The sequence below is a fragment of the Streptomyces sp. GMY02 genome (assembly GCF_019056675.1).
Lineage (GTDB): Bacteria > Actinomycetota > Actinomycetes > Streptomycetales > Streptomycetaceae > Streptomyces > Streptomyces odonnellii.
Genome location: NZ_CP077658.1, coordinates 3058074 through 3071424 on the forward strand (window position 1 = coordinate 3058074; position 13351 = coordinate 3071424).

Here is a 13351-nt window from a genome sequence, read left to right on the forward strand (position 1 = left end):
GCCGGAGGGCAGGGCTTGACGGCAGCGCTTGAGGGCGTGCCTTGAGGGCGGCGCTTGATGGCGGACCGGCGGCCCTGGCGTGGGGGCCCCGGCGTGGGACAACGCCCCGCTGGACAGGGCCTAGGACAGCGCCTGGTGGAGGTCCGCGAGCAGGTCGTCGACCGACTCGATGCCCACCGACAGCCTGACCAGGTCCGACGGCACCTCCAGCGCCGAGCCCGCCGCCGAGGCGTGTGTCATCCGGCCCGGGTGCTCGATCAGCGACTCGACCCCGCCCAGGGACTCGCCGAGCGTGAACAGCTTCGCGCGGTCGCAGACCGCCACCGCCGCCTCCTCGCCGTCCGCGACCTGGAAGGAGACCATGCCGCCGAACGCCTTCATCTGCTTCGCGGCGACCTCGTGACCGGGGTGGTCCGGCAGGCCCGGGTAGAGGACCTTCGAGACCCGGGGGTGCTGGGTGAGCATCTCCGCGATCCGCGTGGCGTTCCGGCTGTGACGGTCCATACGTACCGCCAGCGTCTTGATGCCGCGCAGCACCAGCCACGCGTCGAAGGGCCCGGCGACGGCCCCCATCGCGTTCTGGTGGTAGGCGAGTTCGTCCGCGAGTTCCGCGTCGTCGACGATCAGCGCGCCGCCGACCACGTCCGAGTGCCCGCCCATGTACTTCGTGGTCGAGTGGACGACGACGTCCGCGCCCAGCGCCAGCGGCTGCTGGAGGTACGGGCTGGCGAAGGTGTTGTCGACGACCAGCCGCGCCCCGGCGGAGCGCGCGATCCCGGCGAGGGCGGCGATGTCGGTGATGTTGAGCAGCGGGTTCGAGGGGGTCTCGACCCAGATCGCCTTGGTACGGGGGGTCAGCGCGGCCCGTACCGCCGCCGGGTCGGAGGTGTGCGCGACCGAGAAGTCCACGCCCCAGCGGGAGACGACCTTCGCGAACAGCCGGAAGGTGCCGCCGTACGCGTCGTCCGGGATCACGACATGGTCGCCGGGCTCCAGCAGCGTACGGAGCAGGCAGTCCTCCGCCGCCAGGCCCGAGGCGAAGGCGAGCCCGCGCCGGCCGCCCTCCAGGGCCGCGAGGTTCTCCTCCAGGGCGGTACGGGTGGGATTGGCGCTGCGGCTGTACTCGTAACCGCCGCGCAGTCCGCCCACTCCGTCCTGCTTGTAGGTGGACACCTGGTAGATCGGCGGGACGACCGCGCCGGTCAGGGGGTCCGCGGTGTTGCCCGCGTGGATGGCGAGCGTCTCGAAGTGCTGCGGCTCGCCGGGATGATGCCCGTCGGCCGGGCGCTGGGTGGGGTGCTCGTGGCTCATGAGGCCCGAGCGTAACGCCGTACGAGCACCCGCCCGCACAACGGAGCGGCAAGGCGGGCACGAGCCGGACGGCGGGCGGCCCGGCCCGTACGGTGGTCGGCCCGCGCCGGACGGCGAGCGGCCCACGCCGGACGGCGAGCAGCCCAGGCCGGACGGCGGGCGGCGGGCGGCCCGGCCCGGAAGCCTTCTGCTCGTAGACCGCTCGTACACCGCGCCGCACCGCCGGATACGTCGCGCGCCGCGTCCGGGACAATGGGGCCATGGAGATTCTCTGGTTCCTGATCGCGATGGGCCTGCTGGCCGGGGCCCTGGGCCCGTACGCGCTGCGCCGCCGCGGCGGTGTCCGCCAGGTCGCGCCCGGTTCGCCCGACGCCGCCGACCCGGCCGCGTACGGCTTCCTGCTCCAGGAGGAGCTGGACATCCGGCTGCCGGGCCCCGACCAGGATCTCCTCGACGTACTCGATGTCGTACAGGGGACCCAGGACTGGCGGGCCGCCGCGCAGTTGCTCGCGGGCACGCCCAAGGAGGGCGAGGTGCGCTGGCAGCGCGTGCAGGCGTTCGCCGGCGCGGCGTCGCTGGAGCTTCAGCAGCGGCCCGGCGTGGGCGGCGCGTGGCTGCGGGCGTGGCGTGCCGAGTCGCCGAAGGACGCGGGCGGCGCGGCGGTGCACGCGGAATTCCTGGTGCAGCAGGCCTGGCGGTCGTCGGCCGCGGGGACGGACGACTTCCGGATCATCCTGGAGGAGGCCCGTACGGTCTGCGGCGAGGCGGCCCTGCTGGCGCCGGGCGACCCCGTGCCGTACCTCACCGAGCTGGCCGTGGCGCGCGGACTCGGTTATACGCACGAGCAGTTCGACCAGGTGTGGGCGAAGGTGATCGACCGCGCGCCGGAGCACATGGGCGCGCATCTCGCGGCACTGCACTACTGGTGCGAGAAGTGGCACGGTTCGCGCGAGGAAGCGGACCACTTCGCGACGACGGCCGCGGCGCGCGCCCCGCGAGGCTCGCTGCTGGCGGCGCTGCCGCTGTTCGCGGTGTACGAGCACCTCCCCGAGGTCAATCTCGTGCAGGGCTTCTACCAGAGCGCGGTGGTGACCAAGGCGGTGGAGGGCGCGCTGTTCGCGGTGCACGCGGCACGCCCGGACGACCCGCTGCTCGCGCACGTACGGCACATGCTGATCCTCTTCCTCGTACGGCAGGAGCGCTGGGCGGAGGCGATGCACCAGCTCGTACGGGTGGACGGCCACGTGGGCGCACTGCCATGGACACTGGAGGGCGACCCGGCGGCGGTGTACGCGGTGTACCGGGCACTGGCGGTGGCAGGCTACGAGGCAAACGGCGGAAACCCGGCGACGCTACGGCAGTGAGGGGGGCCGGGGGCGGGCGGGGCTCGGCCGGGTGGGGGGTGGGTTTTCCACAGGGGGTTCCACAGGTTTATCCACAGCCTTTCGCACTACCCACAGGCCTGTCCACAGGCTTCACGGAATGTCCAGGGCCCCCGGTACGTTGATTCAGCAGGACCCCACAGCCGAGGAGACCTGAAATGTTCATCACCCGCCGCACCCCCGAGCTTCCCACCCCGGAGCAGAGCCTGCCCGGCCGCCCCGAGCGCGATTTCGCCGTGCCCTCCCGCCACACCGTCCTCGGCAACCCCCTGCTCGGCCCGTACCCGGAGGGCCTGGAGATCGCGGACTTCGGCCTGGGCTGTTTCTGGGGCGCCGAGCGCACCTTCTGGCAGCAGGACGGCGTCTGGACCACGCTGGTCGGCTACCAGGGCGGCACCACCCCGAACCCAACCTACGAAGAGGTCTGCTCCGGCCTCACGGGCCACACCGAAGCGGTCCGCGTCGTCTACGACCCCAAGGTCATCTCGTACGCCGAGCTGGTCAAGCTCTTCTGGGAGTCGCACAACCCCACCCAGGGCTTCCGCCAGGGCAATGACGTGGGCACCCAGTACCGCTCCGCCATCTACACCCACTCCCCCGCCCAGTCCGAAACCGCCACCGCCTCCCGCGAGGCCTACCAGAAGGTCCTCACCGCCTCGGGCTACGGCGAAATCACCACAGAAATCCTCCCCGCCACCCCCCGCCCCTTCTACCCGGCCGAGGCCTACCACCAGCAGTACCTGGACAAGAACCCCAACGGCTACTGCGGCCTGGGCGGCACGGGCGTGAGCTGCCCCATAGGCGTGGCCAAGGCGGAGAGCTGAGGGGCGGACGGATCCCGGCCCGCTCGGAGGGGCCTGGCTACACGATCGGGTGATCAGCAACCGAATCGACGGGCCGGTCTCGACCACTTTCTAGGCTTCCAACGGTGAAGCATCGCTACGACATCGAGATCGAACCTGAGGTGAGGGTCTGGCTGGACGGTCTGCCGCGCGAGCACTATCGCGCGGTGGAGCGGCACGCTGACCGTTTGGCCGAGGCACCCACAACGCTCGGCGAGCCGTACTCCCGCCATCTGAGCGGACCCGTCCGAGAGCTGCGCTTCCATCTCGGCTCGGCACCCATCCGCCTCACCTACTGGCTGGCGCCGGAACGCCGTATCGTGTTTCTGACCGTCTTCCGAAAATCCCGGATGCGCGAAGACCGGCAGGTCCAGCGGTCCCTGTGGGCACAGAAGGAATGTGAAGCGTCGCATCCCACCGCGGCGACGGCCTACCACCGGACGTTCGAGGAGCAAGCGTGAGTACGGGATACCACACCTCGTGGACGATTCCCGAGGAGAACCGGACTGACCCGGCGTATGTCGAGGCCGGGGCCGCCATCGCTTTGGGACAGGCCGTGTACGACCGTCGTACGGCCCTGGGCCTCGGACTGGCGACGGTCGCCGAGCGGGCGGGGCTTGCGGTCGAAGACATCGAGCGCATCGAAGGCGGCGGAACCACCCCCACACTCCCGCTGCTGCGCGCGCTGGCCAGGGCCCTCGACTCGCAGTTGGACGCCTCGATCGACGCCGAAGAGACCCAGCTCTCCTTCGTCCCCCACACCCCACACGCCGCCTGACCCGATCAGCAGGCCGGGGTTGGTACCTCTCGCGTGCGACTGCGGCTGCCCATGACCGACCGCGCGGTGCTCGGCCCGCACCGCCCCGGCCCGGCGTGACCTGCACGGGCGGATAATCTGGGCGCGTGGCGGGGTGCGCGTACTAGGCGGGTTGAGCGGGTCGCGTGGGACCGCGGGTACGACGTGTGTGCGTCAGCGGTCTCAGGAGGTAGTTCGTGTCACGTCTCGTCACCGTCGTTACCGGCGGCAGCCGTGGTATCGGCGCCGCGACCTGCGTCCGGCTGGCCGGCGAGGGGCATGACCTGGCGCTGGGGTACGTACGGGACAGCGCGGCCGCCGAGCAGGTCGCGGAGGCGGTGCGGGCGGCCGGGGGGCGGTGTGTGACCGTACAGGCGGACACGGCCGACGAGGCCGACGTGGAGCGGCTGTTCGACATCGCCGCGGACCAGCTCGGGCCGGTGACGGGCCTGGTCAACAACGCCGGGGTGACCGGCCCCCTCACCCGGCTCGCCGACGCCCGGACCGAGGACCTGCGCCGCGTTCTCGACGTCAACCTCCTCGGCTATCTGCTCTGCTGCCGCCGCGCCGCCCGTGACATGGCGCCGCGCGGAACCGGCGCCATCGTCAACGTCTCCTCCGCGGCGGCCACGCTCGGCAGCCCCGGCGAGTACGTCCACTACGCCGCCACCAAGGCCGCCACCGACGCGCTCACCATCGGCCTCGCCAAGGAACTCGGCCCGGACGGCATCCGTGTCAACGCGGTCGCCCCCGGCATCATCGACACCGACATGCACGCGACGATGGGCGACCCCGGCCGCCCGGCCCGGGTGGCCCCCGGAATCCCCCTCCGCCGCCCCGGCCAACCGGCCGAGATCGCCGCGGCGGTCGCCTGGCTGCTGTCGTCGGACGCCTCGTACACCACCGGTGCGGTGCTACGGGTCGCCGGCGGGCGTTGAGTCGACCAGGCGAGCAGACGGGCACGCGGGCAGACGAGCGGACAGGCAGGCACGCGAGCACGCGTTCAATCAGGCCTGGCCCTGCGGGAGTTGGCCCGACGGTTCACCGGGTTCCAGCCAGAAGCGTACGGAGCACTCGTCCTCCGGCTCGACCCTCACGGGCAGCCCCCACCACTCGCTGAGGGCGCGGCCGACCTTGTACAGCCGGATACGTTCCGCCGGGCTGTGCGCCGGGAACCGGGCCCAGCCGTTGTCGGAGACACGGTGGCCGATCTCGTTGAACAGGGCGATGTGGGCGCGCTGTTCCTCCTCCGGCGTCAGCGGTGTGATGCCGCCCTCGGAGCCGCCCGCGGGATCGCCCGGCCGGGGCACCTCGCGTACGTTGTAGAGATCCCGGATCATTCGCTTCTACCGCCCAACTGTCGTGGGGACATCGGTGGGGACATCGGCGGCAACGTCGGTGGCGACCTCCGCCGACATGGAGACGGAGACCTTTTCGGCCCCGATCCGCCGCATGCGTTCGGTGCCCCATTCTCCCAGGAGAGCCAGGGCGGCGTTGAGCGAGATGCCGTGCTCCGTCAGGGAGTACTCGACCTTCGGCGGCACCTGGCGGTACACCTCGCGATGCACGAGCCCGTCTTCTTCCATCTCCCGCAGATGCTGGATCAGCATCTTCTCGCTGACCCCCGGCAGACCGCGTCGAAGCTCGGCGAAGCGGCGCGTCCCGTGGTGTTGCAGCTCCCAGAGGATCAACGACTTCCACTTGCCGGCCACCACGTCCATCGCCGCGTCGATGCCGCAGAAGTAAGGACCACGTCGTGCTGATGTCGCCATCCGCCCCTCCAACCGTGCTTGCCGAGTACCAACCGTACTGACCGAACACCTGCCGTACTGACCGAGTAACTGCCGTACTTACCTAGTACCCGCGGTACTTACCAATGAGTGAGTACCTGACTAATTAGTCCGTACTGGTCAACGCCACCGGCAGCCGAGAGGATCCAATCGAGCGACGAACACAAGGGGGGAGCCACAAAAATGACAGCCAACGACAGTGTCCACGTGAGCGTTCTCGGGCTGGGCGCGATGGGCAGCGCTCTCGCAGCCGCCCTGCTGAAGGCCGGATGCGCGACAACGGTCTGGAACCGCACGCCGGGGAAGGCGGACGGCCTTGTCGAACAGGGGGCGGAGGCCGCCGCGACGGCCGGTGACGCGGTCCGGGCCGACCGGTTGGTGATCGTATGCCTGCTGGACCACGCGTCGGTCCATGAGGTGCTCGACCCGCTCGCCGAGGAGCTGGCCGGACGGACCCTGATCAACCTGACCACGACAACACCGGCCCAGGCACGGGAGTTGGCCGACTGGGCCGCGGGTATCGGGGCCGCGTATCTGGACGGCGGCATCATGGCCGTACCGCCCATGATCGGCCGGCCCGGGTCGTCGATCCTGTACAGCGGGTCGATCGATGTCTTCCAGCAGTACAAGCCACTGCTCGATCTGTGGGGCACCAGCACCTACTTCGGCAAGGATGCCGGGCTGGCGTCGCTGTACGACCTCGCTCTGCTCGCGAGCATGTACGTCATGTTCGCCGGATTCATGCACGGCGCCGCGATGGTCGCGCCGGCCGGTATGACGGCGGGCGAGTTCGCCGGCATGGCCGCGCCGTGGCTGACGGCGATGACCGGCGCGTTCCAGGGGTTCGCGGAGGTCATCGACGGCGGGGACTACACGGTCGAGGGACAGCAGAGTCTGGTCTTCTCCGACCTCGGTGATCTCCTGGCCGCCAGTTCCGACCAGGGCATCAGCACCGAGGTGGTCGCCGTGGTGCAGCGGCTGATCCAGCGCCAGATCGACGCGGGCCACGGAGAGGAGGGCTTCGCCCGGATCTTCGAGAGCATCAGGCAACTGGGCTGAGGCGACCGGTCGAGGCAACTGGGCTGAAGGGGGCCGCCGTTGGGCGGCGGCTGCGGCGCGGGCGGGCGCTCCGATGCGGGCACTGGCGGCAGGCGGGCGCGCCCCGATGCAGGCGCTACGGCAGGCGGGCGTGCGTGCGTGCCCGAGTCAGGCACCGCGCCGACGAGCACCGCTCCGACGAGCACCGCTCCGGCGGATACCGCGCCGACGGACACGCTCCGACAGACGCCGTCCCCGGCAGGCGCCGCCCCCGGCAGGTATCGCCCCCGGCAGGTATCGCCCCCGGCGGCACCGCGCCAACAGGCACCGCCCCCTGGCCCGGTGTCGCCCCGGCAGCGCCCCTCCGGCAGGCGCCGCCCCCGGTCCGGCATCACCCCGGCGGCGCCCCTACGACAGGCGCCGCCCCCGGTCGCAGGATTCCTTGAACGTTAATGATTGCCTCATGCGGTAGTTGGCATATTCACCGGTCTCCCGCACAACGTGGACATCCTTGCTCGGTACTGACCTCGAATGATCGCAACTGATCTCACGACTTCAGGAGTTGTCCGCACCATGCGCACCGGATGGAAGTCCCTGACCAGCGCGGCAGCCGCCGCCGTACTGACCGTCACCGCAGTCTGGGGCGCCCCTCGTCTCGTCGAGGCCGCGGCCGACGCCTCTCCGGCGGCCCCGGCCACCCCCGCGGCACCGGCCGCCCCCGCGAAACCGCGGCCGGCCATCGACCGGATACATGACGAGTACCTCGATCACACACCGGACGCCGACGTCATGGTCGTAGCACACCGCGGCTACTGGCGCGGCGCGCCGGAGAACTCGCTCCGGGCCATCGACCTCGCCGTGAACAAGGGCGCCGAGGTCGTGGAGATCGATGTGCAGCGCACCAAGGACGGGCAGTTGGTCCTCATGCACGACACATCGGTCGACCGCACCACCAACGGCACAGGAAACGTCTCGGACCTGACACTCGCCCAGATCAAGGACCTGCGCCTGCGGGCCGGCCTCGGCGGGGGCCAGGCGGCGCTGACCGACGACCGGGTGCCCACGCTCGCCGAGGCGCTGGCGACCGTGAAGAACCGGGCGATGGTCAATCTCGACAAGGGCTGGGCCTTCCGTGACCAGGAGTACGACCTGCTGGTCGCCACCGGCACCCTGGACCACGCCATCTTCAAGAGTTCCGCTCCGGTCGCGGAGGTGGAGGCGTTCCTGAGCAAGGACCCCGGCATCCTCTACAGCCACGTGGTCGACGATGCGAACGCCGCCAGCATCGGCGCGTTCACCGGCCGCCGCCCGCAGTCGTACGAGCTGATCTTCGACCGGCTCACCGACCCGCAGATCCAGCCCGCCGCGGTACGCCGGGCGCAGGCGGAGGGCCGTGTCTGGGTCAACACCATGTGGTACGGGCTGGCCGCCGGCTACACCGATGAGGCGTCCCTGATCGACCCCGCCCGGGGCTGGAAGACGGTGGTCGACCGGCACGGCGCGTCCATGATCCAGACGGACAACCAGGAGCAGCTCCGTAGCTGGCTGTCGTCACGGCACCCGCACGGCAAGGACGCGGAGTGGCCCGCCCTTCCCGCGGGAACGGTCCGGGTCCAGGCCGAGGACTACTCCACCGAGGGGAAGGACGCGGGCTACCACGACCTGGAGGACGACAACCGAGGCGGAGCCGCACGGAAGTACGAGGGCGTCGACCTCTGCGACCAGGCCGGAGCCCTGGTGATGTGCTGGATCCGTGGCGGGGAGTGGGTCAAGTACTCGGTGTACGTGCCCAAGTCGGGCACCTACGCGGTGTCGGCGCGGGTCTCGTCCCCGTACCGTCCGGCCGGGAAGTTCACCCTGGCCTTCGACGACGCGGCGCCCGGCGAAGCGGTGGACGTCATGAGCACCACCTCCCACGACGCCTTCGAGACGCAGCCGGTCCCCGGGACGCAGCGTCTGTCGAAGGGCACGCATGAGTTCACGGTGCGGATGGACCCGGCCGCCTACCAGAACTTCAACATCGACTACTTCCAGCTCGACCGGCTCCGCTGAGCCGCCTGCCCGGCGGACCGCCCTGGTCCGCCGGGCACAGCCGGTCCTCCCGTCACGCACTGAGCACGAACGAGAGTCGGACTCAGGCGGTCGGTTACGCTGGAGGACGTGAGTCTGAAAAGCAAATCCATCGAGGCCGGCGGCGGTCGCGGCTGCCCGATAGCCGCCGCGCTGGACATCGTCGGCGACCGGTGGTCCCTGCTCGTGCTCCGCGATCTGTCCCGCGGCGTCCATCGCTTCAACGACATCCAGGCCAAGACCGGCGCGCCCCGGGACAGGCTCACGAGCCGGCTGCGCGAGCTGGAGGAGGCCGGGGTGATCGCCCGCCGCCGTTACTGCGAGCACCCGCCGCGCGACGAGTACGTCCTCACCGACGCCGGGAAGGCCATCGCGCCGGTGCTCCGCGAGCTGGAGGTCTGGGGCGAGAATTACGCCCTTTAGGCCACGCCTCGGGCCGCGCCTCGGGCCGCGCCTCAAACCGCGCCTCAAACCGCGCCTCAAGCCGAGCCTCGGGCCGAGCCTCGGGCCGAGCCTCGGGCCGCGCCTGAGGCTGTGCGCGAAGTCGCACCCGAGGCCGCATGTGATGCCGCGCCCGAGGCCGTGCCTTGTGCGGCGAGTCCGCGACAGCAGGTCGGCCGGGCGACCTCAGTAGCAGGTCAGCCGGGCTGCCGGGTCTGCCGCGCGATACTGAGTCTGACTTTCGAACTTGGTGCTACGGTATCCATGGACAGCGAGTTCGAAAGTCAAACCTGCACAGGAGAAGTCATGGCATCAGTACTGATCACCGGGGCGTCAAAGGGCATCGGCCGTGCGACCGCCGCCGAATTCGCGCGCCGGGGGCACCGAGTCGTAGCCACCGCACGTGATCCCCGGTCGCTGGCCGACCTCGATGTCGATCAGCGGCTGCCGCTCGACGTCACCGACGCCGAGAGCATTGCCGCGGCGGTCCGGAACGCCGGCGACGTCGACATCCTCATCTCGAACGCGGGAGTGATCTTCTACGCCGCGGTGGAAGCCACGCCCCCGGAGAAACTGGCGGAGCTGTTCGACCTGAACACGGTGGGCTCGCTTCGGGTGGCCCAGGCCGTCCTTCCCGGCATGCGGGCGCGCGGGAGTGGCCGTCTGCTGTTCATGTCCAGCGTCGTCGGGCGCATCGTCTCGCCCCCGGGTGCCGCCTATCAGACGACCAAGTGGGCGCTCGAAGCGCTGGTCGAGGCCCTCGCCATCGAGGTCGCCCCGTTCGGACTCGAAGCCGCCCTGCTGGAGCCGGGCATGGTCAGCTCGGGAGCACTGGACCATGTGACCAGCTATGCGCTTCCGGACGACCCGTACCGCGTGATCGCCGCGCCGGACACCGACGGCGGCGCCAGGGCGGGGATGATCACGCCGGAGCAGGCCGCCGCCGAGGTCGCGGATGCCGCCGAGTCACCGCGGCTCCCGCTGCGCATCCCCGTCGGCGATGCCGCCCGCGCGATTCTCGCGGCGCGCCGTGAGGCACCCGACACCCTTCCCTTCGTACCGGGCGGGCCGGCCACCACTCCCCTCGCACCCGGGCGGCCGGCAGCGGCAGCAGGGGCAGAGGCATGAGCGGGCTCATCATGGTCACCGGCGCCACCGGCGCGCTCGGAAACCAGGTCGTCGAGTTCCTGTTGGAGCGGGTTCCCGCCGACCGGGTCGCGGCTCTGGCCCGCCGGCCGGAGGCGCTCGCCGGTCTCGTCGAACGCGGGGTCACCGTACGGCGCGGCGACTACGAGGACCCGGCCGGCCTCGCAGCGGCCTTTGACGGCGTGGCGAAGCTCCTTCTGATCTCGGCGAGGTCGTTCACCGACGCCAAGACGGCACACCGGAACGTGATCCGCGCCGCCAAAGGGGCCGGGGTGCGCCACATCCACTACACGGCCGTCCAGCGCCGTGCCGGGTCGGCTTTTGTGATCCCCCAGGCCACGGAGTGGGACGAGTACACCGAGAAGGAACTGGCGGCTTCCGGGCTCGACGTCACCGTACTGCGCAACTCGCAGTACCTGGAGTCGCTCGGCAAGCTGATCGGCGAGCTTCCTCCGGACCACTCCATCCGGGTGCCCGCCGGCCACACCCCGACCGCCCTGGCCGGCTGCGGCGACATGGCCGAAGCGACCGCCGCCGTCCTCGCCACCGACGGCCACGCGGGACACAGCTATACGCTCGCCGGTTCCCGCGCTTTCACGCTCGATGACGTCGCCACCGTCCTCGGCGAGATCACCGGCACGCCCGTGACCTACCAGGACACCCCGATCGAGGACTACGTCGCCGCGCGCACGCGAGCCGGGATGCCGGAGCCGTGGGCGCGCTTCACCGGCGCATGGTTCCAGGCCATCGCCGCAGGCGAGTTCACCCCCACCGACGACATCGAGCGCCTGATCGGCCGCCCCACCACGTCACTCCGAGCGTTCCTCACAGACACCGCCGCGGATCACCTGCCGCGCGCTGTGTGACATCGCCTGGTTCCGCCCCGGCCCGGCCTGCCCCGGCCCGGCTCGGCTCGGCCCGGCTCAGCCCCGCGATCACGCCATGCCCCGATCTGTCTCAAATTCACATTCAGGTCCCCGGCCCTCTCTGCTTACGGTGCGTCAGGGCAGCATCACGGACTGCCCCGGTTCAGTGGAAAGTGCACCGGGGCAGACCCGGGGAAGGAGCACTCCTGGCATGGTCAACGTCCTCAGCAGCGGTGTCTGGACGGGTGTCGACGTGGACGCGTCGCAGTTCAGCGGACTGCAAACCAAGCGCCTCGCCTGGGGCGAAGTCGCGGACGACGTGAAGAGCGCCTACGTCTTCGAGGGGGCCTCCACGCAGGTCGCACTCGACGGCACTCCGAGCGTGATCGGCTACTTCAAGCATTACAACCACGTGATCCCCATGCCGCCGAACCCGATGTTCACCGCGCAGCTCACCATCACCGTGGCCTTCGGGAACAAGGACAGGCGCACGGTCGGCCCGGTGAAGTTCCAGCACTACGAGACACCGAACGTGGGCGTGGCGCAGGAGGACACGGTCGAACTGGAAGAGGTCAAGTTCAAGCAGGTCGTACAAGTCGAAAACCGCTGGTACGACATGCACGTCCAGGGTTTCCTCCAGTTCGGCGAGATCTCCAGGCACTTCGTCAGCGTCGAGGACTCCGCGGAGCCCAACGTCGCGGAACTCAGGGCCTGTTTCATCCCCTACCAGGGTCCGGCGTAGCCACGACGGCATCACCGCCTGCGCAACGGCCCACCCGACGGGCGCGGGCGGGCCGTTGCGGCAGTCGCGGCAATTGCGGCAGTCGCGGGCACCGCTATTTCTTGAGCTGCTCCTGAAGCACGCTCAGGACGGTCGACACATGCTCCTCGGTACCCGCCTTGTCGAGGCCGAGCCCGCTGAGCACGCCCGTACCGTCCTCCTGCTCCAGCAGCGCCAGCAGCACATGCTCCGTGCCGACGTAGTTGTGACCCAGCCGCAGCGCCTCGCGGAAGGTCAGTTCAAGGGCCTTCTTCGCCCTGGCGTCGAACGGTACGAGGTCGGGCACGGGCTCACCGGACGGCTCCGGCAACGCCTCGGCCACGGCCTCCGCGATGGCCTCCAGCCGTACGCCCTGGGCGACGATCACCCGTGCGGCCAGCCCTTCCGGGTCGTCGAGCAGCCCGAGTACGAGATGCCCTGTGCCGATCTGCGTATGGCCGCCTTCGCGGGCCTTGTTCTGGGACGCGACAACAACGCTCCTGGCCCGCGGCGTGAACCTGCTGAAGTCCTGGTTCATGTCGGGCGCCGGCTCGTCCTTCGTCACGAACCGCTTCTGGGCGGCCTGCCGCGTCACGCCCATGGACTTGCCGATCTCGGTCCATGACGCGCCGGAACGGCGGGCCTGGTCGACGAAGTGACCGATGAGGTGGTCGGCCACTTCGCCGAGATGGTCGGCGGCGACGACTGCGCTCTGGAGCTGGTCGAGAGCGTCGCCGTGCACCTTCTTGATCGCCTCGATGAGGTCGTCGAGACGGACGGGATTGGTCATCTGAGTCGGTTCCACCATGAGGCAACCCTAGGTTGACACCCCCTCCAGCGTCAACCCGTGGTTGACACCCTTCAGGTGTTCGGGCCACGCACTGAGCCCCGCCGTCCGGTACGACGGCG

Annotated in this window: 15 protein-coding genes; 11 read left to right on the top strand and 4 right to left on the bottom strand. The window is 70.3% G+C overall.

The features are described 5' to 3' along the window. Positions 1-120: 120 nt before the first annotated feature. Positions 121-1311 (bottom strand): cystathionine gamma-synthase, encoded by a 1191-nt coding sequence (locus KQY30_RS12725; RefSeq protein WP_217306922.1) that lies wholly within the window; start codon positions 1309-1311, stop codon positions 121-123. 260 nt (positions 1312-1571) lie between these two features. Between KQY30_RS12725 and KQY30_RS12730 the strand changes: the two genes are divergently transcribed. The 5 genes from KQY30_RS12730 (at position 1572) to KQY30_RS12750 (ending at position 5269) form a co-directional block, all read left to right on the top strand. Beyond that, positions 1572-2675, top strand: coding sequence for a hypothetical protein (locus KQY30_RS12730; RefSeq protein WP_217306923.1), 1104 nt, complete (start codon positions 1572-1574; stop codon positions 2673-2675). Positions 2676-2851: 176 nt separating this feature from the next. Next, positions 2852-3517, top strand: coding sequence for a peptide-methionine (S)-S-oxide reductase MsrA (gene msrA, locus KQY30_RS12735; protein WP_217306924.1), 666 nt, complete (start codon positions 2852-2854; stop codon positions 3515-3517). Positions 3518-3621: 104 nt separating this feature from the next. Then, positions 3622-3996 (top strand): type II toxin-antitoxin system RelE/ParE family toxin, encoded by a 375-nt coding sequence (locus KQY30_RS12740; protein ID WP_217306925.1) that lies wholly within the window; start codon positions 3622-3624, stop codon positions 3994-3996. Beyond that, a complete protein-coding gene (locus KQY30_RS12745) occupies positions 3993-4313 on the top strand; it encodes a helix-turn-helix domain-containing protein (protein ID WP_217306926.1) in 321 nt (106 codons plus the stop codon). The genes KQY30_RS12740 and KQY30_RS12745 overlap by 4 nt, the downstream gene beginning before the upstream one ends. A gap of 215 nt (positions 4314-4528) precedes the next feature. Continuing rightward, on the top strand, positions 4529-5269 hold the full coding sequence (locus KQY30_RS12750; RefSeq protein ID WP_217306927.1) for an SDR family NAD(P)-dependent oxidoreductase: 741 nt from the start codon (positions 4529-4531) through the stop codon (positions 5267-5269). A gap of 69 nt (positions 5270-5338) precedes the next feature. Here the strand turns inward: KQY30_RS12750 and KQY30_RS12755 are convergent, their stop codons facing one another. Then, positions 5339-5671 carry a hypothetical protein gene (locus KQY30_RS12755; RefSeq protein WP_217306928.1) on the bottom strand — a complete coding sequence of 111 codons (333 nt, stop codon included), beginning with the start codon at positions 5669-5671 and terminating at the stop codon, positions 5339-5341. 6 nt (positions 5672-5677) lie between these two features. Next, positions 5678-6103, bottom strand: a complete 426-nt coding sequence (locus tag KQY30_RS12760; RefSeq protein ID WP_254407101.1) for a helix-turn-helix domain-containing protein — start codon at positions 6101-6103, stop codon at positions 5678-5680. 201 nt (positions 6104-6304) lie between these two features. Between KQY30_RS12760 and KQY30_RS12765 the strand changes: the two genes are divergently transcribed. From KQY30_RS12765 to KQY30_RS12790, 6 genes are all read left to right on the top strand, one after another. Continuing rightward, on the top strand, positions 6305-7180 hold the full coding sequence (locus KQY30_RS12765) for an NAD(P)-dependent oxidoreductase (RefSeq protein ID WP_217306929.1): 876 nt from the start codon (positions 6305-6307) through the stop codon (positions 7178-7180). 552 nt (positions 7181-7732) lie between these two features. Continuing rightward, complete coding sequence (locus KQY30_RS12770; RefSeq protein ID WP_217306930.1) at positions 7733-9211, top strand: glycerophosphodiester phosphodiesterase family protein; 1479 nt, start codon at positions 7733-7735, stop codon at positions 9209-9211. Positions 9212-9319: 108 nt separating this feature from the next. Beyond that, positions 9320-9652 (top strand): helix-turn-helix domain-containing protein, encoded by a 333-nt coding sequence (locus KQY30_RS12775; RefSeq protein ID WP_217306931.1) that lies wholly within the window; start codon positions 9320-9322, stop codon positions 9650-9652. A 324-nt stretch (positions 9653-9976) separates the two neighbouring features. Beyond that, entirely contained in the window at positions 9977-10798 is an 822-nt protein-coding gene (locus KQY30_RS12780; protein ID WP_217306932.1) for an SDR family NAD(P)-dependent oxidoreductase, read from the top strand. Beyond that, positions 10795-11682, top strand: coding sequence for an SDR family oxidoreductase (locus tag KQY30_RS12785; protein ID WP_217306933.1), 888 nt, complete (start codon positions 10795-10797; stop codon positions 11680-11682). Before KQY30_RS12780 ends, KQY30_RS12785 begins: the two co-directional genes overlap by 4 nt. 211 nt (positions 11683-11893) lie before the next feature. Next, entirely contained in the window at positions 11894-12424 is a 531-nt protein-coding gene (locus tag KQY30_RS12790) for a choice-of-anchor K domain-containing protein (protein WP_217306934.1), read from the top strand. Positions 12425-12518: 94 nt separating this feature from the next. Here KQY30_RS12790 and KQY30_RS12795 read toward each other — a convergent pair whose 3' ends face one another. Next, a complete protein-coding gene (locus KQY30_RS12795) occupies positions 12519-13250 on the bottom strand; it encodes a Clp protease N-terminal domain-containing protein (RefSeq protein WP_217306935.1) in 732 nt (243 codons plus the stop codon). Positions 13251-13351: the final 101 nt, after the last annotated feature.

Excerpts from the sequence above, each read along its gene's own strand:
- KQY30_RS12725 (WP_217306922.1), bottom strand. The coding sequence starts at position 1,311 with ATGAGCCACGAGCACCCCACCCAGCGCCCGGCCGACGGGCATCATCCC.
- KQY30_RS12760 (WP_254407101.1), bottom strand. The coding sequence starts at position 6,103 with ATGGCGACATCAGCACGACGTGGTCCTTACTTCTGCGGCATCGACGCG.
- KQY30_RS12780 (WP_217306932.1), top strand. The coding sequence starts at position 9,977 with ATGGCATCAGTACTGATCACCGGGGCGTCAAAGGGCATCGGCCGTGCG.
- KQY30_RS12765 (WP_217306929.1), top strand. The coding sequence starts at position 6,305 with ATGACAGCCAACGACAGTGTCCACGTGAGCGTTCTCGGGCTGGGCGCG.
- KQY30_RS12730 (WP_217306923.1), top strand. The coding sequence starts at position 1,572 with ATGGAGATTCTCTGGTTCCTGATCGCGATGGGCCTGCTGGCCGGGGCC.
- KQY30_RS12790 (WP_217306934.1), top strand. The coding sequence starts at position 11,894 with ATGGTCAACGTCCTCAGCAGCGGTGTCTGGACGGGTGTCGACGTGGAC.
- KQY30_RS12795 (WP_217306935.1), bottom strand. The coding sequence starts at position 13,250 with ATGGTGGAACCGACTCAGATGACCAATCCCGTCCGTCTCGACGACCTC.
- msrA (WP_217306924.1), top strand. The coding sequence starts at position 2,852 with ATGTTCATCACCCGCCGCACCCCCGAGCTTCCCACCCCGGAGCAGAGC.
- KQY30_RS12755 (WP_217306928.1), bottom strand. The coding sequence starts at position 5,671 with ATGATCCGGGATCTCTACAACGTACGCGAGGTGCCCCGGCCGGGCGAT.
- KQY30_RS12770 (WP_217306930.1), top strand. The coding sequence starts at position 7,733 with ATGCGCACCGGATGGAAGTCCCTGACCAGCGCGGCAGCCGCCGCCGTA.
- KQY30_RS12785 (WP_217306933.1), top strand. The coding sequence starts at position 10,795 with ATGAGCGGGCTCATCATGGTCACCGGCGCCACCGGCGCGCTCGGAAAC.